Annotated in this window: 24 protein-coding genes; 7 read left to right on the top strand and 17 right to left on the bottom strand. The window is 71.3% G+C overall.

Features of this window, described 5'->3' with window-relative positions; genetic code table 11:
* The 4 genes from VFF97_RS09015 to VFF97_RS09000 form a co-directional block, all read right to left on the bottom strand.
* On the bottom strand, positions 1 to 1,485 hold a 1,485-nt coding region (locus tag VFF97_RS09015), incomplete at its 3' end, for a translation initiation factor IF-2 N-terminal domain-containing protein (protein WP_325033163.1).
* Between the two features lie 77 nt (positions 1,486 to 1,562).
* A complete protein-coding gene (locus tag VFF97_RS09010; protein WP_325033160.1) occupies positions 1,563 to 1,835 on the bottom strand; it encodes a YlxR family protein in 273 nt (90 codons plus the stop codon).
* 44 nt (positions 1,836 to 1,879) lie between these two features.
* Entirely contained in the window at positions 1,880 to 2,869 is a 990-nt protein-coding gene (nusA, locus tag VFF97_RS09005; RefSeq protein WP_325033159.1) for a transcription termination factor NusA, read from the bottom strand.
* 110 nt (positions 2,870 to 2,979) lie between these two features.
* Positions 2,980 to 4,818, bottom strand: coding sequence for a lipase family protein (locus VFF97_RS09000; RefSeq protein ID WP_325033158.1), 1,839 nt, complete (start codon positions 4,816 to 4,818; stop codon positions 2,980 to 2,982).
* Between the two features lie 77 nt (positions 4,819 to 4,895).
* On the opposite strand from VFF97_RS09000, the gene VFF97_RS08995 reads away from it, so the two are divergent.
* Positions 4,896 to 5,702, top strand: a complete 807-nt coding sequence (locus VFF97_RS08995) for a DUF1206 domain-containing protein (RefSeq protein WP_325033157.1) — start codon at positions 4,896 to 4,898, stop codon at positions 5,700 to 5,702.
* Positions 5,703 to 5,714: 12 nt separating this feature from the next.
* Here the strand turns inward: VFF97_RS08995 and VFF97_RS08990 are convergent, their stop codons facing one another.
* Positions 5,715 to 7,514, bottom strand: a complete 1,800-nt coding sequence (locus VFF97_RS08990; RefSeq protein ID WP_325033156.1) for a proline--tRNA ligase — start codon at positions 7,512 to 7,514, stop codon at positions 5,715 to 5,717.
* Between the two features lie 61 nt (positions 7,515 to 7,575).
* Here VFF97_RS08990 and pcp point away from each other — a divergent pair, with 61 nt between their 5' ends.
* Positions 7,576 to 8,211 carry a pyroglutamyl-peptidase I gene (pcp, locus tag VFF97_RS08985; RefSeq protein ID WP_325033155.1) on the top strand — a complete coding sequence of 212 codons (636 nt, stop codon included), beginning with the start codon at positions 7,576 to 7,578 and terminating at the stop codon, positions 8,209 to 8,211.
* Between the two features lie 15 nt (positions 8,212 to 8,226).
* Here the strand turns inward: pcp and VFF97_RS08980 are convergent, their stop codons facing one another.
* The 6 genes from VFF97_RS08980 to VFF97_RS08955 form a co-directional block, all read right to left on the bottom strand.
* Complete coding sequence (locus tag VFF97_RS08980) at positions 8,227 to 9,399, bottom strand: hypothetical protein (protein WP_325033154.1); 1,173 nt, start codon at positions 9,397 to 9,399, stop codon at positions 8,227 to 8,229.
* Positions 9,396 to 9,932 (bottom strand): sigma-70 family RNA polymerase sigma factor, encoded by a 537-nt coding sequence (locus VFF97_RS08975; RefSeq protein WP_325033153.1) that lies wholly within the window; start codon positions 9,930 to 9,932, stop codon positions 9,396 to 9,398. The genes VFF97_RS08980 and VFF97_RS08975 overlap by 4 nt, the downstream gene beginning before the upstream one ends.
* A 70-nt stretch (positions 9,933 to 10,002) precedes the next feature.
* Positions 10,003 to 10,752 (bottom strand): metallophosphoesterase family protein, encoded by a 750-nt coding sequence (locus VFF97_RS08970; RefSeq protein WP_325033152.1) that lies wholly within the window; start codon positions 10,750 to 10,752, stop codon positions 10,003 to 10,005.
* A 152-nt stretch (positions 10,753 to 10,904) separates the two neighbouring features.
* The gene (ispG, locus tag VFF97_RS08965; RefSeq protein WP_325033162.1) at positions 10,905 to 12,035 is read right to left on the bottom strand and encodes a flavodoxin-dependent (E)-4-hydroxy-3-methylbut-2-enyl-diphosphate synthase; all 1,131 of its coding nucleotides are present in this window, start codon (positions 12,033 to 12,035) and stop codon (positions 10,905 to 10,907) included.
* 84 nt (positions 12,036 to 12,119) lie between these two features.
* Positions 12,120 to 14,033, bottom strand: coding sequence for a Na+/H+ antiporter NhaA (gene nhaA / locus VFF97_RS08960; protein ID WP_325033151.1), 1,914 nt, complete (start codon positions 14,031 to 14,033; stop codon positions 12,120 to 12,122).
* Complete coding sequence (locus VFF97_RS08955; protein ID WP_325033150.1) at positions 14,030 to 14,269, bottom strand: hypothetical protein; 240 nt, start codon at positions 14,267 to 14,269, stop codon at positions 14,030 to 14,032. Before VFF97_RS08955 ends, nhaA begins: the two co-directional genes overlap by 4 nt.
* 188 nt (positions 14,270 to 14,457) lie before the next feature.
* Between VFF97_RS08955 and VFF97_RS08950 the strand changes: the two genes are divergently transcribed.
* Positions 14,458 to 16,407: an anthranilate synthase family protein gene (locus VFF97_RS08950; RefSeq protein ID WP_325033149.1), complete on the top strand. Its 1,950-nt coding sequence runs from the start codon at positions 14,458 to 14,460 to the stop codon at positions 16,405 to 16,407.
* A 3-nt stretch (positions 16,408 to 16,410) separates the two neighbouring features.
* On the opposite strand, the gene VFF97_RS08945 is transcribed toward VFF97_RS08950, so the two are convergent.
* The 3 genes from VFF97_RS08945 to VFF97_RS08935 all read right to left on the bottom strand — a co-directional run bounded on the left by VFF97_RS08945 (position 16,411) and on the right by VFF97_RS08935 (position 19,527).
* The gene (locus VFF97_RS08945; RefSeq protein ID WP_325033148.1) at positions 16,411 to 17,688 is read right to left on the bottom strand and encodes an RNA polymerase sigma factor; all 1,278 of its coding nucleotides are present in this window, start codon (positions 17,686 to 17,688) and stop codon (positions 16,411 to 16,413) included.
* Positions 17,689 to 17,729: 41 nt separating this feature from the next.
* Positions 17,730 to 18,098 (bottom strand): YciI family protein, encoded by a 369-nt coding sequence (locus VFF97_RS08940; protein ID WP_325033147.1) that lies wholly within the window; start codon positions 18,096 to 18,098, stop codon positions 17,730 to 17,732.
* A gap of 103 nt (positions 18,099 to 18,201) precedes the next feature.
* Complete coding sequence (locus VFF97_RS08935; RefSeq protein ID WP_325033146.1) at positions 18,202 to 19,527, bottom strand: site-2 protease family protein; 1,326 nt, start codon at positions 19,525 to 19,527, stop codon at positions 18,202 to 18,204.
* Positions 19,528 to 19,619: 92 nt separating this feature from the next.
* Here VFF97_RS08935 and VFF97_RS08930 point away from each other — a divergent pair, with 92 nt between their 5' ends.
* The 3 genes from VFF97_RS08930 (at position 19,620) to VFF97_RS08920 (ending at position 22,869) form a co-directional block, all read left to right on the top strand.
* Entirely contained in the window at positions 19,620 to 20,222 is a 603-nt protein-coding gene (locus tag VFF97_RS08930; protein ID WP_325033145.1) for a hypothetical protein, read from the top strand.
* A gap of 116 nt (positions 20,223 to 20,338) precedes the next feature.
* The gene (locus VFF97_RS08925; RefSeq protein ID WP_325033144.1) at positions 20,339 to 21,061 is read left to right on the top strand and encodes a YcnI family protein; all 723 of its coding nucleotides are present in this window, start codon (positions 20,339 to 20,341) and stop codon (positions 21,059 to 21,061) included.
* A 137-nt stretch (positions 21,062 to 21,198) separates the two neighbouring features.
* Complete coding sequence (locus VFF97_RS08920; RefSeq protein ID WP_325033143.1) at positions 21,199 to 22,869, top strand: UDP-N-acetylmuramoyl-L-alanyl-D-glutamate--2,6-diaminopimelate ligase; 1,671 nt, start codon at positions 21,199 to 21,201, stop codon at positions 22,867 to 22,869.
* A 9-nt stretch (positions 22,870 to 22,878) separates the two neighbouring features.
* Here VFF97_RS08920 and dxr read toward each other — a convergent pair whose 3' ends face one another.
* On the bottom strand, positions 22,879 to 23,967 hold the full coding sequence (gene dxr / locus VFF97_RS08915; RefSeq protein ID WP_325033142.1) for a 1-deoxy-D-xylulose-5-phosphate reductoisomerase: 1,089 nt from the start codon (positions 23,965 to 23,967) through the stop codon (positions 22,879 to 22,881).
* Positions 23,968 to 23,988: 21 nt separating this feature from the next.
* Entirely contained in the window at positions 23,989 to 24,939 is a 951-nt protein-coding gene (locus tag VFF97_RS08910; RefSeq protein WP_325033141.1) for an FKBP-type peptidyl-prolyl cis-trans isomerase, read from the bottom strand.
* A 209-nt stretch (positions 24,940 to 25,148) separates the two neighbouring features.
* Between VFF97_RS08910 and VFF97_RS08905 the strand changes: the two genes are divergently transcribed.
* Entirely contained in the window at positions 25,149 to 25,865 is a 717-nt protein-coding gene (locus VFF97_RS08905) for a lysophospholipid acyltransferase family protein (protein WP_325033161.1), read from the top strand.
* Between the two features lie 18 nt (positions 25,866 to 25,883).
* Here the strand turns inward: VFF97_RS08905 and VFF97_RS08900 are convergent.
* The coding region (locus tag VFF97_RS08900; protein WP_414684242.1) for an OsmC family protein at positions 25,884 to 26,117 on the bottom strand (234 nt) is incomplete at its 5' end.

Below are 26,117 nucleotides of genomic sequence, written 5' to 3'. Positions count from 1 at the left end.
AATGCCGTCGTCGGCCGCGACCACGAGGATCGCGATGTCGGTCACCTGGGCACCACGGGCACGCATGGCGGTGAACGCCTCGTGACCCGGGGTGTCGATGAAGGTGATCGCGCGCTCGATGCCGTCGTGCTCGGTCCAGACCTGGTACGCACCGATGTGCTGCGTGATGCCGCCGGCCTCGCCCGCTACCACGTTCGTCTGACGGATCGCGTCCAGGAGGCGCGTCTTACCGTGGTCGACGTGGCCCATGACGGTGACCACGGGCGGACGGATCTCGAGATCCGCCTCGTCCTCGTTCTCGAGTTCCTCATCGAGGTCGAGGCCGAAGCCCTCGAGGAGCTCTTTGTCCTCGTCCTCGGGCGAGACCATCTGGATCTTGTAACCCAGCTCCTCGCCGAGGATCTCGAACGTGGCCTCGTCGAGCGACTCGGTCGCAGTCGCCATCTCACCCAGGTTGAACAGGATGGTGACGAGCGTGCTGGGCTGGACGGTGTAGCCCTTCAGCGACTCGAGCTTGTCGGCGAAGTCCGAGATGGACGCGCCGCGGCGCAGCCGGATGACCTCGCCGTTGCCCTTCTGGACGTTGACGCCGCCGACGACCGGCGCCGACCGCATCTCGAACTCTTGACGCTTCGCCCTGCGCGACTTGCGCTGCTTGGACTTGCCGCCGCCCTTGCCGAAGGCACCTGCCGTGCCGCCGCCGGGTCCGCGACCACGACCGCCGCCGCCGGGACGACCGGCGAAACCGCCGCCGGGTCCGCCCGGACGTTGGAAGCCGCCGCCACCACCGGGACGACCCGCGCCGCCCGGACGCTGCTGGAACGGTGCACCGGAACGGCCGCCGCCACCGCCGGGACGACCTCCACCACCCGGACGCGGGGCGCCGGGACGCGGAGAGCCCGGGCGCGGAGCCTGGGGACGCGGGATGTTCGCCGGGGTCGGGCGCTGGCCCATGCCCTGCTGCGAAGAGAAGGGGTTGTTGCCCGGACGCGGGCCCGCGGGACGCTGGCCCATGCCCTGCTGGGACGAGAAGGGGTTGTTTCCGGGGCGCGGAGCGCCGCCGGGACGCGGCGGCTGCGGGGTGGGCGCGGACGGCTTCGGCGCCCCAGGCTTGGGGGCAGCGGATGCCGCGGGCTTGGCCGCCTCGGGCTGCGCCGGACCCGCGGGCTCCGCCTTGGGCGCTGCGGGCGCGGGCTTGGGCGCGCTCGCGCCGCCCTTGCCGCCGGTCGATCGGCCGCCGGGTGCCGCAGGCGCGGCGGGCCGCACGGGGCCGGGACGCCCGACCGGGCGCGCCGAAGGCGCCGCCGGAGCCTCGGGCTCGGCGGGCTTCTTGGCGGCTCCGTCAGCCTCGAGGGCCGCGCGGAGCTTGCGAGCCACGGGGGGCTCGATGGTGGACGAGGGGCTCTTGACGAATTCGCCGAGTTCCTTCAGCTTCGCGAGGGCGACCTTGCTGTCGACGCCGAGCTCGGAAGCGATCTCGTGCACGCGTGGTTTTGCGTTTGCCACAGTTCTCCTGTCTGGGGCCTGCCCAGACAGGGCAGACCGTCAATTGCGGACGGGTCTCATTTCGAGCCGTTCACTTTGTGTCCATAGCCGTTCAGCCGTTTCTCGATGGTCTGCGTGTCAAGCGGGCCTGACACACGCAATGCTCGTACGAAGGCGCGGCGCCGGATGGCTTTCTCCACGCACTCACGCGTCTCATGCACCCACGCGCCCCGTCCGGGCATCGACGCGCGCTCATCGGGAAGAAGGACGGAGTCGACCGCCACCACCCTCAGGAGAGTGGATCGGGGGGCACGTGCGCGGCAGCCGACACACGTTCGTACAGGTTCCATTCTACACCCCAGCGCCGCGCACCCGCGGTCGCGGCAGACCGCTGTCAGGCCTCTTCGAGGATCGAGTCGGGCTGGATGTCGATCTTCGCGCCCGTCAGCTTGGCCGCCAGACGTGCGTTCTGACCCTCCTTGCCGATCGCGAGCGACAGCTGGTAGTCGGGCACGAGCGCGCGCACCGCCTTCGACGAGGCGTCGAGCACGAACGCCGACGTGACCTTCGCCGGCGACAGCGCGTTCGCGACGAACTTCGCCAGCTCCGGGTCGTAGTCGACGATGTCGATCTTCTCTCCGCCGAGCTCCTCGGTGACCGCGCGCACGCGGCGGCCGAGCTCCCCGATGCACGCGCCCTTCGCGTTGATCGTCGGGTCGTTGGCCTTCACGGCGATCTTCGAGCGGTGGCCTGCCTCGCGCGCGAGCGAGACGATCTCGACGAGGCCGTTCGCGATCTCGGGCACCTCGAGGGCGAAGAGCTTGCGCACGAGTCCCGGGTGCGTGCGCGAGACGGTGATCGACGGGCCCTTGGGGCCCTTCGCGACGCTCGTCACATACACGCGCAGGCGCGACGCGTGCGGGTACTCCTCGCCGGGCACCTGCTCCTCGGGCGGAAGGATCGCCTCGACCGATCCGAGGTCGACGTGCACCATGCGCGGGTTCGGGCCCTGCTGCACGATGCCGGCGACGATGTCGCCTTCCTTGCCGCGGAACTCACCCAGCACGGCGTCGTCGGCGATGTCGCGCAGGCGCTGGCTGATGACCTGCTTCGCGGCGAACGCGGCGATGCGGCCGAAGTCGTCGGGGGTGGTCTCCTCCTCGCCGATCACGGCACCCTCCTCGTCGAGGACGGGGACGTAGATCGCGACGTGACCGGTCTTGCGGTCGAGCTCGGCGCGTGCGCCCGCAGGGAGTTCGCCCGTGGTCGAGGTGTGCTTGGCATAGGCGGTCAGAATCGCCTGCTCGATGATCCGGACGAGTTCATCGAAGGGGATCTCCTTCTCGCGCTCGATCGTCCTCAGCAGTGCCAGATCGATGTCCACGGTTGACCTCCCATATTCAGCTCTCACCGGGCCATCACGCGCTCCGGCATCCAGACCACGTTACCGGATGCCGCGCCGCGCGTTCCTGGGAGCACACCGGGCGCGCCGGGTCAGCCCAGGCACCTGCTCACGGACCCGGACTGCGCTCCGAATCGGTCGTCCGTCCAGCGCAGGAGCATGGGCAGGAAGGTCGAGCGTGGCTGCAGCACGCTCAGGTGGTCGTAGCCGTGGAACACGGCCCACCGCACCTGGTCTCCCTGCGCGCACAGGCGGTTCACGAGCCTCCGCTGGAGCAGCGGAGGGATGACCTCGTCGTCGGAGCCCCACACGATCAGCACGGGCTGCTCGAACGGGCCGGTGACGGCGTTCTGCTCGAGGCGCCGGCCCAGGACGCCGGTGGTCAGGTCGCCGATGTAGAGCGGGCGGTCCTCCGAGACGCCCATGGCGGTGAGGACCGATACGATCACGCCCGGCTCGGTCGGGCAGCGCTGCGTCATCTCGCGCACGATCGTGCGCGCGCCGGGCACCACGTACTCGCGGAGGTCGACATCCGGGTAGGTGTCGGCGTACGGCACGAGCACCCACGACGTGAGCACGGCGAGGTTCGGGCTCGCGTCGCCGCGCAGCAGCTCGCGCGCGAGGGCGAGCGGGTCGCCCACGGGCGCGAGGGCGGCGGTGCCCCGGATGCGGAGCTCGGGCGTGTACTCCGCGGCGACCTGGGCCGTCCACAGCGCTGCGTGTCCGCCCTGGGAATGCCCCCACACGACGACCCGGTCATCGAGCCATGCGCCTTCGATGTCGTTCGCGGCGAGCACCGCGTCGAGCGCCGACTGCGCCTCTCCCTTGCCGATGAGGTACGGGAACACTCCGGGCGCTCCCTGGCCCGTGTAATCGGGTGCCACCACGGCCCAGCCCCGCTCGATCACGTCGTCGAGCGCAGGGATCGCCCAGCGCGTCGCGGCGTTGTCTCGCAGGCTCGGCGCGCACCCGCGCGCGACGCCGGTCGTGCCGTGATTCCACAGCACGACGGGGCGCGGTGCGAGCGATCGACCCTCGGGCAGGATCACGAGCGCGCTGGCGACGGCGCGGATGCCGCGGACATCCGTCGTCGTGTACAGGATGCGCTTCACGACGGCGCCCTCGGGCACCTGCCCGAGGTAGTCCCCCTCGCGGATGAGCTCGCCGTGCTCGCGGGGCACGTCCTCGCGCGGTTCGTAGAACGCATCGATGACGGGCGCGCCGTCCTGGAGCCAGTCGTTGAGCCACCAGCCGACCGACACCGTCCCGATGAGCACGGCCGCGAGAGCGTAGCGGCCGACCGCCATCCAGATCTGACGCGTGCGCCCCGGTGTGCCGGGCGGGTCGGGGCGCGTGGACTCGCGCCCCCGCCCGAGCATGCCGCGAGCTCCGCGCACGGCGAGCCCGAAGCCGTAGATGACGGTGCGCACACCGAACACGACCGCCACCGCGAGCACCGTCACGTCGGGCCACGAGAGTGCGAGCACGCCGAACGCGATCTGCGCGCCGCCCCACACGGCGGAGAGCACGCGCTGGCTGACGAGACCGCGCGTGATCGCCTCGCCGATCGAGGCGAGACCGCCGATGATGAGCACGAACGCGAGCAGACCCGGCAGCAGATCGAGGCTCCGTCCGATCCACACGATGGCGGCGACGCCCAGCAGGATCTCGACGGCGGCGATGACGCGCGTCCACCACGGAGAGGTGCGGCGTCGCGCCGCGAGTTCGATCACACCCGAGGCGATGATGCTCAGCCCGACGTACAGCGACAGCAGCAGGATCGACGTGAGCGGACGCGTCACGATGAGCACGCCCAGCGCGATGAGCACGAACCCGACGACGACCAGCACCCGCGGCGGTGCCTGCGCGAGCAGGCGCGGCATCACGCTCCAGCGGAACGGCCGGCGGGTGGTTCGCCGTCCTGCGGTCATCTGCCCCATCGTAGGCGCGCCGTATCAGGAAACGCTGGGGGCGGCATCCGAGTCCTCCGCTCCCCTATGCTGACCGCATGTCAGCGCCGACGGTGAAGCGCGCGGCGCGCGAGGCCCAGGACAACACGGTCTTCCGCCGCATCGCGCGCGCGGGGTACGCCGCGAACGGAGTCGTGCACATCCTCGTCGGGATCGTGTTCCTCGTCGTCGCGTTCGGCGGCCACGGCGAGTCGGATCAGGCGGGCGCGTTCAAGGCGGTAGGAGCGGCGCCGCTCGGGTTCGTGGCGCTGTGGATCATCGCGATCACGCTGTGGGCGCTCGGCGCGTACCACGCGCTGGAGGGCATCCTCGCGTGGGGCGGCGACGCCGCCCGCAAGTGGGGGCGCCGTGTCTCCGAGTGGGGTCAGGCGATCGCTTTCATCGCGGTCGGGGTCATCGCCGCGGCCGTCGCGATCGGCGCGCGTCCCGACCCGGACGAGGCCGCGAAGGAGGCGAGCCGCGGAGTCCTCGAGATTCCCGGTGGGCCGTTCGTCCTCGGGGCGGTCGGCGTCGGAATCGGCATCGCGGGCATCGCGTTCGTCGTGATGGGCGTGCGACGCAGCTTCCGCAACCGCATGACGATCCCCGACACCCCGCTCGGCGCGTCCGTGACGGCACTCGGGGTGGTCGGGTTCATCGCGAAGGGCATCGCCCTCCTGATCGTCTCGGTGCTGCTCGTCGTGGCGGCCGTCCAAGTCGACCCGGAGGCCGCGGGCGGGCTCGACGCCGCGATCGATGCGCTCATCGCGATGCCGTACGGCCCGCCGCTCGTCGCCGGGGTCGGTGTCGGGCTCATCGCCTACGGCATCTTCTGCCTCTTCCGCGCGCCCTACGCCGACCTTTGACGGCAGGCTTCGTCAGCGGCGGGTGAGCTTGGCGACGGCATCCGCCACCGGAACGACCTCGCGCTCGCCCGTGCGACGATCCCACAGCTCGACCTGCCCGTCGGCCGCCGCGCGACCCGCGATCACGATGCGCGGCACGCCGATGAGCTCGGCGTCGCCGAACTTCACGCCGGGCGACACCTTGACGCGGTCGTCGTACAGGACGTCGAGACCGGATGCCTCGAGCTCCGCCGACAGGCGCTCGGCGAGCTCGTACGCGACCTCGTCTTTGCCCGTGGCCACGACGTGCACGTCGAACGGCGCGACCGACTCCGGCCAGATGAGGCCCTTCTCGTCGTTGTTGAGCTCCGCGATGATCGCGAGGATCCGCGTGACGCCGATGCCGTACGAGCCCATCGTGACGGTCACGAGCTTGCCGTTCTCGTCGAGCACCTTGAGATCCAGGGCGTCGGCGTACTTGCGGCCGAGCTGGAAGACGTGGCCGATCTCCATGCCGCGCGCGAGGTGCACGGGACCGGAGCCGTCCGGTGCGGGGTCGCCTTCGCGCACGGTCGCGACCTCGATGAAGCCGTCGGCGGTGAAGTCGCGGCCGGCGACGAGCGAGTGCACGTGCTTCTCGTCGATGTTCGCGCCCGTCACCCAGGACGTGCCGTCGACGACGCGCGGGTCGAGGAGATACCGGATGCCGGTGGCCGACCCCTCGCCGAGCACCGGACCGGTCTCGGACCACGGTCCGATGTAGCCCTTCACGAGGAACGGATTCTCTTCGAAGTCCTTCTCGGTCGCCGCCTCGACCTCGGCGGGGGCGAACGCGACCTCCACGCGCTTGTCATCGACCTCGCGGTCGCCGGGGATGCCGACGATCACGAGCTCGCGCGTGCCGTCGAGGTGCTTGACGGCGAGCACGACGTTCTTGAGCGTGTGGGCGGCGGTCCACTCCGTGACGCCGTCGGTCGCGGGGCCCGCGATGCCCGGCGCCGGCGCCTCGAGGTTCGCGTTGCAGTGCGCGACGAGCGTCTCGATCGTCGGGGTGTTCGGCGAGTCGAAGATGACCGGCTCGGGAAGCCCGTCGAACGGGATCGGCTCGGGCGCGAGCGTCGTAAACGCCTCGACGTTGGCGGCGTACCCGCCCTCGGAGCGCACGAAGGTGTCTTCGCCGATCGGCGTCGGGTGCAGGAACTCCTCCGACCGCGAGCCGCCCATTGCTCCGGCATCCGCCTGCACGATCACGTACTCGAGTCCGAGGCGGCTGAAGATCCGCTCGTACGCCTCGCGCTGAGCCATGTACGACGCGTCGAGCCCCTCGTCGGTGTAGTCGAACGAGTACGCGTCCTTCATCGTGAACTCACGACCGCGCAGCAGGCCGGCGCGCGGACGGGCCTCGTCGCGGTACTTGTCCTGGATCTGGTAGATCGTGAGGGGCAGGTCCTTGTACGACGAGTACAGGTCCTTCACGAGCAGCGTGAAGACCTCTTCGTGCGTCGGCGCGAGGAGGTAGTCGGCGTCCTTGCGGTCCTTCAGGCGGAAGATCGCATCGCCATACTCCTCCCACCGGCCGGTGGCCTCGTAGGGCTCGCGGGGCAGCAGCGCCGGGAAGTGCACCTCGTACGCACCCGCGGCGGTCATCTCCTCGCGGATGATCTGCTCGATGCGGCCCTTCACCCGGAGGCCGAGTGGCAGCCACGCGAAGATGCCGGGCGCCTGGCGCCGGATGTAGCCGGCGCGCACGAGCAGACGGTGACTCGTGACCTCGGCGTCGGCGGGGTCTTCACGGAGCGTGCGGAGGAAGAAGTGCGAAAGGCGGGTGACCACGAGGGTCAAGTCTAGGGCGGTCGGATGCCGCTCTCCGGCGGCGCCTCCGTACGCTGGACGCGTGACGACCGTGCTGCTGACCGGATTCGAGCCCTTCGACGGCGACCCCGCCAACCCATCGGGCGAGGCGGTCCACCTCGTCGCCGACCGCTGGTCAGGTCCCGAGGAGCTCGCCACGGCGACGCTGCCGGTGACGTTCGCCGGGGCGGCGGCGCGCCTGCGCGCGCTGATGGACGAGCACCGGCCCGAAGTCGTCATCGCGAGCGGGCTGGCGGGCGGGCGCGCGGCGATCGGGGTCGAGCGCGTCGCGGTCAACCTCATCGATGCGCGCATCCCCGACAACGAGGGCGCCCAGCCGATTGACGAGCCGAGCGTCGAGGGCGCGCCGGCCGCGCGGTTCGCGACGCTCCCCGTCAAGGCGATCGTCGCACGCATCGCCGAGGAGGGGATCCCGGCCGAGGTCTCGTACTCGGCGGGGACGTTCGTGTGCAATCACGTGTTCTTCACGGCGCTCGAGACCGCGGCATCCGCGACCCGAGTCGGGTTCGTCCACGTGCCCTGGTCGGTCGAGCACGCACCCACGGCGGATGCCCCGACGCTCCCCCTCGCCGACATCGTGCGCGCGCTCGAGATCGCGGTGCGCACGAGCCTCGACGTGACCGCCGACGCGAAGGTGTCCGCCGGCACGGTCCACTGATCGCGCGAGCCGTGGTCAGCGGCTAATGAGGGCGAAGATCACCCCCGTCAGCGGAACCGACTCGACGGGATCGCGGATGTAATCCGCCGACACCATGAGCATGTTCACGCCGTCGGTCGCGACGACGACATCGGGCGACCCCTCGTAGCGGTCGAGTCCAGGCACGATCACGGCCGCCTCCGCACCGTCGACGGTCGCCGTCCGCGCGTACTCGGCCCCGACGGCCGACGCGAAGGCCACCGCGCCGCCCGGCACGACGTCGACGCGCACGACTTCGCCCGTGCTCGAGTCGCCGCTGCCCGATGTGAAGTGCAGCTCGCATGCGAACGCCGCGCCGGCCAGGGACGGGATCGCGGCCGGGTGCGCGGGCCAGGAGTCCGGCGACTGCGGCTGGTCGAGGAGGGCGACGCGCTCGTAGCCGTAGATCGCCGGGTCGACGCTCGCGGCCAGCTCGGGGCAATCCGGTGCCGCCCACCACGCATCGGTCCGCATCGCAGGCGCCGCGCGCGGGTGGTCGCGCATCCGCGAGACCGCGCTGTCGTAGAGCGCCTGCACCTTCTCTGCCGAGATCTGCTCGGGTGGCGCATCCGCGCGGACCAACAGCCATGTGCCGTCGACGACACCCACCGCGGTGCACGAGAGGCGCTCATCCTGCGGTCCCTGCGAGCATCCGGAGGTCGCGGCCGACGAGACTTCGGCGGGTACGACCTCCGCCGGATAGGCGTACAGGTGGAGCGTGGCGATCAGGTATCCCTCGTCCGAGACCCACACGCAGTCGATCCCGCCGAGCACGTCGTTCGCGCCCGTCCTCCATCGGTAGTCCGAGCGTGTCATCCCGATGCCGCGCAGCGCGTCGGCCTCCTGGTCGGTGATCGTGTTGGCGCAGTCCCCGCCGAACGGTGCCACGCCGACGGACGGCGGTTCCGGTGTCGGAGTCGGTGTCGGGGCCGGCGCCTCGGTGGGCGTCGGATTCTCGGTCGGGGTCGTCACGGGAGCCGGCGAGGCATCCTGCCCCAGCAGCGCCGCGGTCGTGATCGCGCCACCGCTCACGCCGCCGATCAGGACCAGCGCGATCGCAGCCGCGATCGCCTGGGAGCGCCGTCGACCTGCCGGACGGATCCGCTGTGTGCCTGCGAGCACGAGGTCCCGCATCTCCGCTCGTTCGCGGGGTGTGAGCTCGCCGCTCATGCCAAGCCCCTTTCGATCAGCGCCATCTCGTCGCGCAGCTTCGCCTTCGCCCGTGCCAACCGGGACTTCACCGTCCCGACGGGGATGCCGAGCGTCTCGGCGGCCGCCCGCTCGGGGTATCCCTCGAGCACAGTGAGGACGACGACGCTCTGCTCGCGGGCGGGGAGCCGCCGGAGCGCGGCGAGCACGCCGCTCTCGTCCTCGCCGCGGAGCTCTCCGCCCGACGTGCGAGCGGGCGTGCGGGCGATGAGGGCGCGGTAGCGCCGACTGGAGCGCTCCAGGTTCCGCGCCGAGTTCGACACGGTGTTGAGCAGCCACGGCAGCGGTGAGCCCTCGACGAGTCGCACCGAATCGCGCTTGCGCCACAGCTCGAAAAACGCGATCGTGACGGCGTCCTTCGCGTCCTCGCGCGCCGTCAGCAGGCGACGTGCGTGCCGGAAAAGGCGTGCGCTGTGGCGGTCGAAGAGAGCAGCGAGCGCCGACTCGTCGCCCGCGAGGACCCGTCCCCAGACCGCCGCGTCATCATCGTCCATACCGTGTAGTGTCCGGCATCGCCCGAAAGGTTCACACGCGTGTGGACGCGGCGCCGGCGGGCTGCGCAGTTCAGGGCGTCGGCGTCTGGAACCGGCGATAGACACCCGTCCGCAACTCGACCGCCCACACGTCCGCCTGCGGCATGCCCCGCTCGAACGCCACGGCGACTTCGGCCTCCACGTCGTACGGCACGCGCACGAAACTCACGTTGAGCGGCGCCGGCTCCTCGGCGTCGAGCACGCCCTCGAGGATCGCGTAGCTGGGCGTCGGCTCGTCGAGCGGATTGCCGACGCTCCCCACGTTGAAGAGCGTGCGGCCCCGCTTCGACCGGATGAACGCGTCGTGGAGGTCGCCGTAGCCGACCACGGCGGGCTCCGGCCCGTCGCCGGTCATCTCGGTCGCACGGAACATCCCGTCGAACTCCTCGTCGGTGTGCTCCGCCCACACGCGCACGTGCGGACTCTGCGCGGACGCGTGGAACAGACGGATGCGGCGCCCGCTCATGAGGAGGTCGTGGCTCAGCGGCTGCGCGGCCAGCCACGCGCGCTGCTCCGTCGCCAGCTCGTCGCGCCACCACCCGAGGTGCTGCAGGTCGTCGCCGAGCCGGTCGATGAAGTCGTCCCAGTTGCCGCGGATGCTGACCTCGCACACGTCGCGCACCCGGTCGACGACCTCCCCTCCGCGCGGTCCCTTCCCCACGCTGTCGCCGAGGTTGATGATCCGGGTGATGCCACGCGCGGCGATGTCGGCGAGCACCGCTTCGAGGGCCGTCAGATTGCCGTGAACGTCGGAGATGAGGGCGATCCGTTCGAGAGGCATGCCCGGATGATGCCACGAAACGCCCGGTCCGACGAACGTACTCGCGCTCGAAGCGGCCCGGCGGCGGTGACGACCTCGCGGAGCGCTTCGAGGGTCGACGCGGTCGTCGCGCAGCTCGGCATCCGCCTGCGCCGGCACCCCGTGCGACGGGATCAGGCCGTCACGACCTGCGCAGTGCCGATCGGCGCATCCGGTCCCATCTCGTCGGCGATGCGGTTCGCCTCCTCGATGAGGGTCGCCACGATCTCTGCCTCGGGCACCGTCTTGATGACCTGGCCCTTCACGAAGATCTGGCCCTTGCCGTTGCCGGATGCGACGCCGAGGTCGGCCTCGCGCGCCTCGCCCGGCCCGTTCACGACGCAGCCCATGACCGCGACGCGGAGGGGCACCGTCATGTCTTTCAGGCCCTCGGTGACCGAGTCGGCGAGCGTGTAGACATCCACCTGCGCGCGGCCGCACGACGGGCACGACACGATCTCGAGCTTCCGCTCGCGCAGGTTGAGCGACTGGAGGATCTGGTGTCCGACCTTGACCTCTTCGGCCGGTGGGGCGGACAGCGAGACGCGGATCGTGTCGCCGATGCCTTCCGAGAGGAGGATGCCGAACGCGGTCGCGGACTTGATCGTTCCCTGGAACGCGGGGCCCGCCTCGGTCACGCCGAGGTGCAGCGGCCAGTCGCCGCGCTCTGCCAGCATTCGATACGCCTTGACCATCACGACCGGGTCGTTGTGCTTGACCGAGATCTTGAAGTCGTGGAAGTCGTGCTCCTCGAAGAGGGACGCCTCCCACACGGCGCTCTCGACGAGCGCCTCGGGTGTCGCCTTGCCGTACTTCTCGAGGAGGCGCTTGTCGAGCGATCCGGCGTTCACTCCGATGCGCAGCGACACGCCGGCCGCCTGCGCGGCCTTCGCGATCTCGCCGACCTTGTCGTCGAACTGGCGGATGTTGCCGGGGTTGACGCGCACCGCGGCGCATCCGGCGTCGATCGCTTGGAAGACGTATTTCGGCTGGAAGTGGATGTCGGCGATCACCGGGATCTGGCTCTTCGCCGCGATGATGTGCAGCACGTCCGCGTCGTCCTGCGACGGGACGGCGACGCGCACGATCTCGCAGCCCGACGCGGTGAGCTCGGCGATCTGCTGCAGCGTCGCGTTGATGTTCGTCGTCGGCGTCGTCGTCATCGACTGGACGCTGATGGGAGCGTCGCCGCCCACGAGCACTTTGCCGACCTTGATCTGGCGGCTCCGGCGTCGGGGAGCGAGGACTTCCGGCACGCGAGGCATCCCGAGATTCACTGCTGGCACGCTCCCAGCCTACGCCGCGCGGGTGCACCGAGGCTGGCGATGAGGTGAGAGCGGATGCCGCGTTCAGTGCTCCTCGGCATCCTCCGGCTCCGGCTCCGCGGGCTGTGCAGCGGCCTCGTCTGGCGCGGTCGCGAGCAGCGCGCGGACCAGCGACTGGGCGTCGTACGGCCCCGTGTGCCGCTGCCCGTTGATGAAGAACGTCGGCACCGACGTGATGTCCATCGCCTCCGCGTCGAGCATGTCGTCGCGCACGCGTGCGGTCACCTCTGGCGAGCGGAGATCCCTCTCGAACTTGTCGACGTCGAGCCCGAGCTCTTCCGCGCGGCGCAGGATGTCGGACGGCATCTGGTGGTCCTGGTCTGCGAACAGGCTCTTGGCGAACTCGGTGCGCTTGCCCTGCAGCGCCGCAGCCTCGACGGCCTCGGCGTCCGCGACCGCGTTGGGGTGCACGCGTTCCAGCGGCGCATGCCGCCACACGTAGCGCAGGCGGCCGTTGAGCTCGCGCACGACCTCCTCGATCGCACCCGACGCCTTGGAGCAGAACGGGCACTGGTAGTCGCCGTATTCGACGATCGTGAGCGGCGCGTCGACCGGACCCCACACGTGGTCGCGCTTCGGGTCGACCGGCCGCGCGAGCGTCATGCCGGCCTCGTCCTCGGGGTGCCGCACATCGGAGACGCGGAAGATGATCGCGGCGAGGATGAACGCGATCACGGATGCCAGCAGCACGCCCACGCGCGCCTCGTTCTGCGCCAAGTCGTCGTCGATCGCGAGGTCGACGATGAACAGCGAGATCGTGAATCCGATGCCGCACAGGGCCGCACCGCCGGCGAGCCGGTCGAGGGTCAGGCCGGGGCCGAGATCGCCGATGCGGAACACCCGCAGCAGTGCCACGGAGCCGTACACGCCGAGGAACTTGCCGACGACGAGGCCCGCCACGATCGCCCACGTGAGCGGCGAGGTCATGGCCGCCGCGAGGATGTCGGGGCTCACCACGACCCCCGCGTTCGCGAGCGCGAACAGCGGAAGGATCACGTACGCGACGTACGGCGCGTACGCCGACTGGAGGCGCTCGTTGATCGAGATCGACTCGCGCAGGCTGTTCGCGGCCTGGCGCGCGTACTCGCTGTTGGGCGACTGCCGGAAGGTCCGCGCGAGCTCGAGCGCATGCTCCACGTCGCGACGGTTCGGCCGGTACACGGGCACGAGCAGCGCGATCGCGACGCCCGCGAGAGTCGGATGCACACCGGATGCGAGGAACGCGAGCCACACGATGATCGACAGCGTCGCGTAGATCGGGCCGCGGCCGCGGGGCACGTACCGCGTGAAGTACACGCCGACGAGCCCGAGGGCTGCGACGATGAGCGGCAGCGGCGTGAACGACTCCGTGTAGAAGAGCGCGATGATGCTGAGCGCCCCGATGTCGTCCACCACTGCGAGCGCGAGCAGGAAGACGCGCAGACGTCCGGATGCTCGCGGGCCGATGATCGCGAGCGCGCCGACGAGGAACGCCGTGTCGGTCGAGATCACGACCCCCCACGCGTGCTCCTGGCCTGTGCCGTTGGCGATCAGGAGGAAGATGACGGCGGGGACGACGAGGCCCGCGATCGCGGCGACGACCGGGACCAGTGCACGCGACCAGCTCGTGAGCTCGCCGATCGCGAACTCCCGCCTCACCTCGAGACCGACGGTGAAGAAGAAGATCGCCATGAGCGCGTCGTTGACGAGCGCATGCAGGGTGAAGTCGAGCGTGATGTCGCCGACCCCGACGGTGAGCTGCGTCTCCCACAGGGCGTCGTACGTCTCGTGGGAGAGGTTCGCCCACAGGATGGCGACGACGGTCGCGATCAGCAGGAGGAGCGCGCCGATGCGGTTCTCCCCCATCGCCTGGATCTTCTCTGCGATGGACGGATGCCGGCGCTCGCGCGAGTCCTGCGAGTTGCGTGATGGGTCGATCGTCGTCAGCTGCTGGGTCATCCGGCTCCCTGCTGTCCGGGTTCGATTCGCGAGTTCTCCTCGCCGATGTCGGATGCGCGCGGCGAGGCTTGGTTCCACGGCTCGTCGAACGCGACGCTGTCATAGAACGCGAGGCCGCCCGAGATCTTCCCACCCGAGTGCCCGTGTTCCGTCCGCTCCGCCTTCCGCACATGGTGCACGACGAGGCCGCGGGGCCAGTATCGTGCACGTCGGGGGGACGCCGCGACCGTGTTCACGAAGAGCCTCGCTCGAACCCACCCCGTGTGACGGCGGCCGCGGCCCGGTGCGGGTCGTGTGGTAGGTTCGGCGCATGCTCGCGAACCGCATCTGGTGGGCCGCCTTCTAGGCGGTGCGTTCGAGCGACGACAGACCGCCCCCGGGCGGTCTTCTTCGTGGGGAAGCCGCCCCCGACGAGAGACACACGATGACCGGGACCGCACCCCTCTCCCTCCGCGAGCTGGCCGCGAGCGGCCGCCCGTTCGCCCTCATCGCGCGCGACGACGCGACCGTCGAGGTCCTCACGGGCGACGTGGTGGACGTCGAGCTGCTCGGCGACATCCCGCTCGAAGACGCCTCGGGCACGCCGCGCGAGGTGCTCGCGCTCGTGCCGTTCCGGCAGGTTCGCGAACGCGGCTTCGAGTGCCACGACGACGGAGCGCCCCTGCGCTGCCTGGTCGTGACGGAGCACACACGGATGCCGCGGGCCGACGCCCTCGCACAGCTTCCCGCCGAGCAGGTCCCGCTCGCCGACCCGGGCTTCGACATCTCCGACGACGACTACGCCGACATCGTGCGGTGGGTGATCGCCGACGAGATCGGCCGCGGCGAGGGCGCGAACTTCGTCATCCGCCGCGACTTCACGGCCGGCGTCGCATCCGACCCCGCGTTCGCGGCCCTCACGTGGTTCCGCGCCCTGCTCGAACACGAGCGCGGCGCGTACTGGACCTTCGCGGTCGTGACCCCCGGGCACGTCGCCGTCGGCGCGAGCCCCGAGGCGCACGTGAGCGCGAAGGACGGGTTCGTCACGATGAACCCGATCTCGGGTACGTTCCGTCACCCCGAGGGCGGTGCGACTCCCGAGGCGCTCAGCGAGTTCCTCACCTCGACGAAGGAGACCGAGGAGCTCTTCATGGTCGTCGACGAGGAGCTCAAGATGATGAGCGCCGTGTGCTCGGACGGCGGCCGCATCACCGGACCCCACTTGAAGGAGATGTCGCGGCTCACGCATACCGAGTACGTTCTCCGGGGGCGCAGCCGCCTCGACCCGCGCGAGATTCTTCGCGAGACGATGTTCGCGCCCACCGTCACCGGCTCCCCCATGCAGAACGCGTGCACGGTCATCACACGCCACGAGCGCACGCCGCGCGGGTACTACTCGGGCGTCGCGGCGCTGTTCACGCCACGCGCCGACATCGACTCCGGTGCGGACGACCGGCCCACGCACGACCTCGACGCCCCGATCCTCATCCGCACGGCGTACCTCGTCGACGGGCGCCTGCGCGTGCCGGTCGGCGCGACGCTCGTGCGCCACTCCGACCCGTACGGCGAGGTCAGCGAGACCCACGGCAAGGCAGCTGGCGTGCTCGGCGCGATCGGCGCCGTTCCGCGCGACCGCGCCGCAGAGGTGGCCGCTCTGCGCGCCGCGGACGCGATCGACGAAGACGAGCCCGCACCCGAGCCGCGACGGCTCGCCGACGACCCGGCGGTCGCGGAGCTGCTGCGCTCGCGCAACGCGCGGCTCGCTCCGTTCTGGCTCAACCCGCAGGACGCGTCGGAGACGGGTCCGTTCGAGGGCCGCGACGCGCTCGTCGTCGACGCGGAGGACCGGTTCACGACGATGCTCGCCCACCAGCTGCGGCACCTCGGCCTCGATGTGCGGATCGTGCACTGGAGCGAGGTCACCGACGCCGAGCTCGATGAGGCGGGACTCGTCGTGTCGGGCCCCGGCCCCGGCGACCCGCGCGATCCGTCGAGCCCGCGCATGAAGCGGATGCGCGAAGTCATCGCGCGCCGCCGCGCGGGCGGCCGCCCGCTGCTCGCCGTGTGCCTGAGCCACCAGGTGCTCGCCGACTCGCTCGGCATCGACCTCGCTCCCCTGGACCGCCCCCACCAGGGACTCCAGCGCACGGTCGACATCTTCGGCGAGCCGGCCTCGATCGGCTTCTACAACACGTTCACGGCGCGCGTGCGTCCCGGTACGACGACCGTCCGCGACGCCGAGGTCGCGGCCGACCCCGAGTCGGGCGACGTGCATGCGCTGCGCGGACCCGGCTTCGCGTCGGTGCAGGGCCATCTCGAGTCGATCCTGTCGCGCGACGGCATGCACACGCTCGAACGCCTCGTCGAGCACGCGCTGACTCCGGTCGGCGCCTGAGCCTCACGCCTCGCCCGCGATGCGCGCGGCGAGCAGCCGGCGCTCCGCCTCGTTCGCGGTGAGCTCGTGCGCGCGCGAATCGGCGAGGTCGGCCTCCGCCGTGCGTCCGAGATCCCGCAGCAGGCGGCCGCGCACCGCGTGCCACAAGTGGAACCCGTCGAGCGAGGAAGCGAGCGCGTCCACCTCCTCCAGCGCCGCTTCGGGTCCCTCGACCTGTGCGAGCGCGACGGCGCGGTTGAGCCGCACGATCGGCGACGGATCGCGTGCGCCGAGCAGGTCGTAGAGCGTGAGCACCTGGAGCCAGTCGGTGTCGGCCGAGGTCTGCGCGTCGGCATGGCACGCGGCGATCGCCGCGTGCAGCTGCCACCGACCCGGATGCCGCAGCCGCGCCGCCCGCTCGAGAGACGCGCGCGCGTCCGCGACGAGCTGCCGGTCCCATCGCGACCGGTCCTGGTCGGCGAGGAGCACGAGCTCGCCGCCCACCGCGCGCGCTCCCTCACGCGCCCGGTGGAACTCCAGGAGGGCGAGGAGACCGTGCGCCTCGGCCTCGCGCGGAAGGGCGTCCGCGACGACGCGCGCGAGCCACAGCGCGTCGTCGGCGAGGTCGCGGTCGGCTGAGGCGTCGCCGCCCGCGACGAGGTGCGCCGAGGTGTACATGACCGACACGACGGTCAGCACGAGGTCGAGGCGCACGGCGCGCTCCGCCCCCTCGGGGATGCGCAGCGGGATGCCCGTCTCGGCGATGCGGCGCTTCGCGCGCACGATCCGCTGCTGCACGGCCGTCTCGGTCGAGAGGGTCGCCCGCGCGATCTGCGCCGTCGTGAGGCCGACGACCGCGCGGAGCGTGAGCGCGAGCTGCGCGTCGGGAGAGAGAGCGGGGTGGCAGCATCCGAACAGCAGAGGAAGCCGCTCCTCGATCTCGGCCATCCCTGCGGACGGGGCCCCGGCGAGCAATGCGAGCTTCTCGCGATAGCGCTTCTGGCGGCGCATCCGGTCCAGCGCATTGTGCCGCGCGGCCTGCGTGAGCCATCCGCCGGGACTCGGCGGGATGCCGCGTGTCCGCCACTCGCGCAGCGCCTCCTCCACCGCGTCGGCGACCGCCTCCTCGGCGAGATCGAGGTTGCCGAGCGATGCCGTGAGGGCCGCGACGATGCGCGCGGACTCCTCACGCACGACGCGGGCGAGCAGGAGATCGGATGCCGCGGCCCCGGTCGCGGCTGCGGGGACCGGTGCACCCGCGGGGTCGGAAGACGGGCCCGCATGCCTCGCGTCTGCGCGCACTGCGCCCCCGCGGCGCGGAGGAGGCATGGGGCCCGTCGTGCTCACTGCTCGAACTGGCTGTAGTCCTCGACCATCGGGCGGATCTCGACGGCGACTCCGGGGAGCGCGAGCGAAGGCCACGTCTTGGTGAGCTCGATCGCCGCGTCGAGGTCGGGCACATCGACGACGCTGAAGCCGCCGACGACCTCCTTGGCCTCCGAGAAGGGACCGTCCACGACGACGGGGCCGTTCTCGGAGTGCTTGACGGTGGTCGCGGTCGAGATCGGCATGAGCTCGGCACCCGAGTCGGCGAATTTGTCGTTGTTGTCGACGAACCACTGATAGATCTGCGCGTAGACCTCCTGTGCGCGCTCGGGCGGCACGGCCTCGTCGAACTCGGGCATCGAGGTGAACATCAGAACGTACTTCACGGTCGCGTTCCTTTCGTCATGGGAACCGTTTCACCCCTACAGCGAACGGGCAAGGCCCGGATCGACAGGTCCGCGGAATTCCTCCCAGGTGTTCGCCGCGGCGTCAGCCGAACAGCGAAATGGGGTTCACGAGGTCCGACACGATGAGCACGACGCCCATCGCGATGAGCGCGATCACGACGACGAACGTCACCGGCACGAGCTTCGTCGCGTCGACCGGTTTGGGCTCCGGGCGATTGGTCAGCTTCGCCCACGCGCGTTTGAGGCCGTCCCACAGCGCGACCACGACGTGCCCGCCGTCGAGCGGCAGCAGCGGAATGAGGTTGAAGACGAACAGCGCGACGTTGAGCGACGCGAGCAGTCCGACCAGGCCCGCGACGCGGTTCAGCACCGGCGCATCCGCCGCTGCGACCTCGCCGGCGAGGACGCCTGCGCCGACGACGCTGAGCGGCCCGTTGGGATCGCGCTCCTGACCCGTGATCGTCGAGACGGCCGTGTCCCAGACCATGACGGGCAGTCGCCAGATGACGCCGGCGACCACTCCGACGTTCTCGAACGTCGCGGTGGCCCCCGCCCAGATCGGCTGCCGCACGTACTCGACCTCGGCGCGCATGCCGGCGTAGCCGACGTCGACCGTCCGCGCCTCGCCGTCGGGTCCGGTGACGACGCGCCCCGCGGCATCCGTCTCGGGCACCGTCACGGTGGCCGGCGTGAGCCTCAGAGTCACCTGCTCACCGTCGCGCTCCACGACGACCGGAATCGTCTCGCCCGCGGATTCGCGGATGATCGCGGATGCCTCGGCGAACGTCGCGACCTCGACTCCGTCGACCGACACGAGCGTGTCGCCGGCTCGCAGGCCGGCCTCCGCGGCAGGCGCGGCGGGGTCGCCAGGGGCGCACTCGGTGCGCTGCTCGGTCGGCGGGATCACGCACTCGCTCACGCTCTGCACCGTCGTCGTCGCGGTCTGCACGCCGATCGCGCACAGGAGGATCGTGAAGAGCACGATCGCGAACAGGAGGTTCATGACGGGGCCGCCGAGCATGACCACGACCCGCTTCCACACCGGCAGCCGGTAGAACACACGCGGATCGTCGTCGCCCTCGAGCGTCTCGTCGTTCGCGACGCGGGCATCCTGCACCATCGTCGCGAAGAAGCCGCCGCCCGCGCGCCCCGATCGAGCTTCCCTGGGCGACGGCGGGTACATGCCCGCCATCGAGATGTAGCCGCCCAGCGGGATCGCCTTGAACCCGTACTCGGTCTCGCCGCGGCGGCGCGACCACAGCGTCGGGCCGAACCCGATCATGTACTGACCCACGCGCACGCCGAAGCGCTTGGCAGGGACGAGATGCCCCAGCTCGTGAAGCGCGATCGACACTGCGAGCCCCACGACGAGCAGGACGATCCCGATGATGAAGGCGACGACAGTCACGTGGCAACGTTAGCGGCGCCGGCTCTGAGTGCGCTCCGAGAACGGACGATCGCGGTCGCGCATCGCGACTACGCTGGCACGCGGGAGGAGACGTGAACGCACGCCAGCAGCGCACCCTGCGCGGGACGGCTGCGGCGTTCATCGCGACGCTCGTCTCGGCGACCGCGCACACCCTCGCGGGCGGAGGCGCGGGCTCGCCGCTGCTGCTTGCGGCCGTCGTGATGCTCGCATCGCCTGTCGCGATCGCGCTTGTCGGCCGGCGCCGCTCCGCGGCGCGTCTCGCACTCGCCGTCGCGACGAGCCAGGTGCTGTTCCACGCCGCGTTCGCGATCACGTTCCCCGTGGCAGGCGCCGCGCCGCCGCCGGCGATCTCGCACGCTCACGGCCCGCAGCTCACGCAGCTCGCATCCGTCTCCGTCCCCCACCACGCGGCGCTCATCCCCGACGCGCCCATGCTCGCCGCGCACGCGATCGCGGCGGGCGTCACGGTCGCACTCCTCGCGAGGGGCGAACGGATGCTGCGCACGATCGCGCGTGGCATCCGCGAGCTCGTCGCGCGCCCCGTCACGCTCGTCCCGCTCGTCCCGCTCGCGCTCCCGCGCCCGCGGGCGGCAGTCCACGTCCCCGCCGTCGTCCGCCGCATCGCGGCCGACATCTCCCGGCGCGGCCCTCCCCTCGTCTCGCTGTCGCACTGACCGCGCCGGGCCCGATGCTCCGCGCGGTGCGGCGGCGGCATCGCCGCGCGCCGCGACGCCCGCCAGGGCATCCGTTCGACGCGCCCGCTCCGGCGCGCCCGACCAGAGACGAGAACATGACCGAACACACTCCTGCGCGCTCCCGCGCGCGCCGCTTCACCCTCCCGCTTGTGGGCGCCGCCGCCGGCATCGCCCTCGCCGTCGCTGCGCCCCTCGCCGCATCCGCCCACGTCACCGTGACACCCGACTCGGCGACCGCCGGTCGATCGGGCGTCCTGACGTTCGCGTTCAGCCACGGCTGCGACGGCTCGCCCACCACCGCGTTCCAGATCGAGATGCCCGACGGGATCACCTCGGTCACCCCGACGATCACCCCGGGCTGGACGATCGACGTCGAGCGCGCCGGCACCGACCACGACGGACTCGTCCAGAGCGTGACGTACACCGCTCAAGCTCCGGTCCCGTCCGGATACCGCGCCGCCGTCGAGCTGAGCGTCGGCTTCGCCGAAGACACCGCGGGTGAGACCCTCGCCTTCCCGGTCACCCAGGTGTGCGAGGAGGGGGAGGTCGCGTGGGCCGAGGTCGCCGAAGACGGCGTCGACCCGCACTCCCTCGACGCACCGGCGCCGCTCGTGACGGTCGCGGCGGCCGACGAGGGTGACGGCGACGGATCCGGTCACGGTTCCGCCGTTGCTGCGGCGGGCGAGACGGATGCCGCAGCCGCGGCTCCCGCGCCGAGCGCAGCGCCGCTGGTCTTGGGCGCCGCGGGACTCGCCGCCGGTGTCGCGGCGCTTGCGGTGTCGCTCGTGGCGCTCGCGCGCACGCGCCGAAGGGCGTAGGGCACTCGGTCGTCGGGCGGGCGGGCGCTTCGTCTCGCTGGTTGCGCTCGCCCGCTCGACGCCCGGATGGATGCTGCCCACAGGGGCGCGACGCGTGGAGGCCGCTCCCGGGCTGGTCTGACAAGATGGTTGGCGCCATGCCGACAGAACCCGTCGCCGCGCCCGCCGGCAATCTTCCCCCTGTGCTCCGGCCGGAGCATCCGCCCGTCCGCCCCCTCGACGAGCTCGCGCGCCGCTTCGGCCGCGACGTCCGCGGCGACCTCACCGGCCGCACACTGTCGGGCATCACGCTCGCGACCGCCGACCTGCGGCCGGGCGAGGCGTTCGTGGCGATCCAGGGCGCGAACCGGCACGGCGCCGAGTTCGCGCGGGACGCCGCCGAGAAGGGCGCGGTCGCGATCGTGACGGATGCGGCGGGCGCCGACCTCGCCGCCGGCGCCGGCGTTCCCGTGCTCGTCGTCGACAATCCCCGCGCGCTGCTGGGCGACCTGTCCGCGTGGGTGTACGGCACGGGCCCGGGCGACGACCTCCCGCTGCTGTTCGGCACTACGGGGACGAACGGCAAGACGAGCGTCTCGCACATTCTCGAGGGCATCCTCGGGCAGCTCGGCGTCGTGACGGGGCTCTCGTCGACCGCCGAGCGGCACATCGCGGGGCAGGTCATCGTCTCGCGACTCACGACGCCCGAAGCATCCGAGTTCCACGCTCTCCTCGCGCTCATGCGCGAGCGCGGCGTCCAGGCCGTCGCCGTCGAAGTCAGTGCGCAGGCCCTCAGCCGCCACCGCGTCGACGGCATGGTGTTCGATGTGGCGTCGTTCACGAACCTCAGCCACGATCACCTCGACGACTACGCCGACATGCGCGAGTACTTCGAGGCGAAGCTGCCGCTGTTCCGCGCGGACCGCTCGCGCCGCGCGGTCATCTCCCTCGACTCCGCAGCCGGGCGCGACGTCGTCGCGATGTGCGAGGTGCCGTTCGTCACTGTCGGCACGCCCGAGATCGCCGCCGAGCCCGAAGAGGCGGCCGCGGCGGACTGGGTCGTCGACATCCTCGAGGAGCGCCAGACCGGCACGGAGTTCCGCCTCACGGCGAAGGACGGCCGCACACTCACGAGCATCGTGCCGACGATCGGCCGGCACATGGCCGCGAACGCCGGCCTTGCGATCGCGATGATCCTCGAGGCGGGCTACGAATGGGACGACCTGGTCGCGGCACTGGAGCGCGACGGGCGCATCGACGCCTACCTGCCCGGCCGCACCGAGCGCGTCTCGGGTGAACGCGGCCCCGCCGTGTACGTCGACTTCGGGCACTCCCCCGACGCGTTCGAGAAGACCCTGGCCGCGGTTCGGCGTGTGACGCCGGGCAAGGTCCTCATGCTCGTCGGCGCCGACGGCGACCGCGATGCGACGAAGCGCCACGACATGGGCCGCACGGCCGCCGAGGGCAGCGACATCCTCGTGATCACCGATCACCACCCGCGTTTCGAGAACCCCGATTCGATCCGCGCGACGCTCATCGAGGGTGCGCGGCGCGCGAAGCCGGATGCCGAGATCCACGAGTACTCGCCACCCGAGCGCGCCATCATCGAAGCGGTCAAGCTCGTCGGCGAGGGCGACGCGATCCTGTGGGCCGGCCCCGGGCACCAGGACTATCGCGACATCCGCGGCGCGCGCACACCCTACTCCGCGCGAGAGCTCGCCCGCCGCGCGCTGCGCGATGCGGGGTGGCCCGTGCCCGAGCCCCATTGGCCCGTGCCGTACCCGCCCGACGACACGCCCCTCTCCGACCCGACGCGCGACTGGCGCTGACGGGCCGAGTCAGCGGGCGGATGCCGCGATCACGCGGTCCGCGGTCTCCCGCGCCCAGCGCTCCGCCTCGGCGAGCGACTCGCGCGTGAGCACCGCCGGCGCCTCGTGCTTGTCGACGACGCGCTGAACGGTGTCGACGATGCCGAGGAAGCCGATGCGCCCCTCGTGGAAGGCGTCGACCGCCTGCTCGTTCGCCGCGTTGAACACGGCGGGGAAGGTGCCGCCGGCACGCCCGACGCTCTTCGCGAGACGCACCGCGGGGAAGGCGGCGTGATCGAGGGGTTCGAACGTCCACGATGACGCGACCGTCCAGTCGAGCGGCTTGCCGACGCCGCCGATGCGGTGCGGCCAGTCGAGCCCGAGCGAGATCGGGAGGCGCATGTCGGGCGGCGACGCCTGCGCGATCGTCGACCCGTCGATGAACTCCACCATCGAGTGCACGATCGACTGCGGATGCACCACGACCTCGATGTCCTCGTACGGCACGTCGAACAGGAGATGCGCCTCGATGACCTCCAGCCCCTTGTTGACGAGGGTGGCCGAGTTCGTGGTCACGACGCGCCCCATGTCCCACGTCGGGTGCGCGAGCGCCTGCGCGGGTGTGACGTCTGCGAGCGACGCGCGTGAGCGGCCGCGGAACGGTCCGCCCGATGCCGTGAGCACGAGGCGGCGCACCTCTTCGCGCTCTCCCGAGCGCAACGCCTGCGCGATGGCGGAGTGCTCCGAGTCGACGGGGACGATCTGCCCCGGGGCGGCGATCGCCGTGACGAGGTCGCCGCCCACGATGAGCGACTCCTTGTTCGCCAGCGCGAGCGCGCGGCCGCGCTCGAGCGCCGCGAGGGTCGGCCCGAGTCCTACCGATCCGGTGATCCCGTTGAGCACGACGTCGGCCTCGACATCGCGGACGAGCTGCTCGGCCTCGACGGCGCCGAGCGCCGTGTGCTCGACGTCGAACTCGTCCGCCTGGGCGGCGAGGGTCGCCGCATCCGTCCCCGCGGCGAGCCCGACCACTTCGAACCGGCGCGGGTTCGCGCGGATGACGTCGAGCGCCTGGGTGCCGATGGATCCGGTCGAACCGAGGACGATGACGCGGCGCATCCGCCCAGCGTACTCAGTGAGTCACTGGGTGACCTGCGGCTGCGCGGCGAGGATGTCGACGACGAAGACCAGCGTCTGGCCCGTGAGGTCGTTGTCGTTGATCTCGCCCTCGCCGTACGCGACCGACGGCGGGAGCACCGCGATCACCTGCGAGCCGACTGTCTCGCCGACCACCGCGTCGGTGAAGCCCTGGACCACGCCGCTGCCGGCCGTGAAGCTGAACGGCTGCGCACCCCAGCTCTGGTCGAACACCTCGCCCGAGTTCCACGAGACGCCGTGGTACTGCACCATGACGGCGTCGCCGGTCTCGACGACCTCGCCGTCGCCCTTCTTGAGGGTGGCCTTCTGGAACTCCGTCGGCATGTCGCCTTCGGGGAGCGTGACGGTCGGGACGTTGTCGGAGTCGAGCTCGACCGTGGGCATGCCCTCGACCGGATCCTGGTCCTCACCGGTCGCGTGGTCGGGCACGACCGAGAGCAGGTCGAAGACGTAGACCTCGCCGGGGTTCGTGTCGCTCGCCGGGAAGGTGGCGACCACGCGCGTGCCGGGTGCCGCGCAGCCGAGGATCTGGCCGATCGGGTTGTCGGGCGAGATCTGGGCGGGAAGCAGCGGCGCGTCGCTGTAGCCGGCGGTTCCGAGCTCTTCACCGGTCTCGGCGCTGAAGGCGCTGAGCGCGTACGACACGAGATCGCCGGATTCGACCGGGTCGCCCGAGCCCTCCTCGATCACGGTCGCCTGAAGCTCGTCGATCTCGAGCGGCGCGGTGAAGGTCGCGGTCGACGCCTCACCGACTTCGCCCTCGACGGTCACCGCGTCCGAGGCGGCGCCGGGGTCTACGGCAGCGGAGCAGAGGTCGGCGATCGTCGGCTCGGGCGACGACTCCGACTCGGGGCCGTTTCCACTCGCGCAACCGGCGAGCAGGAATGCCGTCACGGCGGCGGCGGAAAGAGCGGCGATGGGGCGGAAGCGCACGATGGAACCTTCACAGGTGGAGACCGGGGACGCTCCATCCTCCCCTACTTTTCCTTTGGCTGGGCTGGGAGTCCCCGGCGGCGCCGTCCCGTCGAACGGGGATCGCCATGCCCGACCCGGAATGGATCGCGGAGTACCCTCTTCTGGTGACGACCGAGGAGAACGCCCCCCAGGCAGAGGCCGAGGCATCCGTGACACCCGTCAAGCGCATGGGCGCGACCTACGCATTCGGGCGCTACATCGTCGCCCCACTGGGCCGCCTCGTCTACCGGCCCCGCGTCGAGGGCAAGGCGAACGTCCCCAAGACCGGACCGGTCATCTTCGCGAGCAACCACCTGTCGTTCATCGACTCCGTCGCGATCCCGGTCGCCGCTCCCCGCCCCGTGCACTTCCTCGCCAAGTCGAGCTACTTCGAGGGCACGGGCTTCTCGGGCTGGTTGACGCGCGAGTTCTTCCTCGCGATCGGCGCGGTGCCCGTGCAGCGCGGTGCCGGGCAGGCGGCGCTCGACGCGCTCGACCAGCAGCGGCAGCTCCTGCTCGAGGGCAACGCCGTCGCGCTCTATCCGGAGGGTACGCGCTCGCTCGATGGGCGCCTCTACAAGGGCCGCACGGGCGTCGCGTTCCTCGCCCTCGAGACCGGCGCTCCCGTCGTGCCCGTCGGTCTCATCGGCACCGACCGCGTGATGCCGGTCGGCGCGAAGTTCCCGTCTTTCCGCGAGCGCGTCACGGTGCGCTTCGGCAAGCCGCTCGACCTCTCGCACCATGGGCCCGCGTCGTCGGGCCGCGCGCGACGCACCGCGACCGACGAGATCATGGCGGCGATCCACTCGCTCTCCGGCCAAGAGCTCGCGAACGCCTACAACGAGGCGCCGGCGTCGAACCCGATCGAGCGCATCAAGCAGGTCCTGCCGCACGAGCGACGCTGACGATCGCCGGCATCCGTCTCACGCGACCTGCGCGGCGACCTCGATCGTCGGCTCGTGGCGCACCGGGAAGTTCACCGAGTTCGCGATGAAGCACCACCCGTTCGCGACCTCGTGGGCGTGCGTCGCGGCGTCCACCATGGACGCGTCGGCGACGACGACCCGCGGGCGCAGCACCACCTCGCGGAAGGAGCCGCCCCCGCGCCCGTCTTCGACCATGACACCGGATGCCTCGTCCTCGTAGCCCACGACGAC

This window comes from Microbacterium sp., assembly GCF_035687345.1.
Lineage (GTDB): Bacteria > Actinomycetota > Actinomycetes > Actinomycetales > Microbacteriaceae > Microbacterium.
The sequence above is the reverse complement of the archived record's forward strand: the minus strand, read 5'-3'. Positions and strand labels throughout refer to the sequence as shown.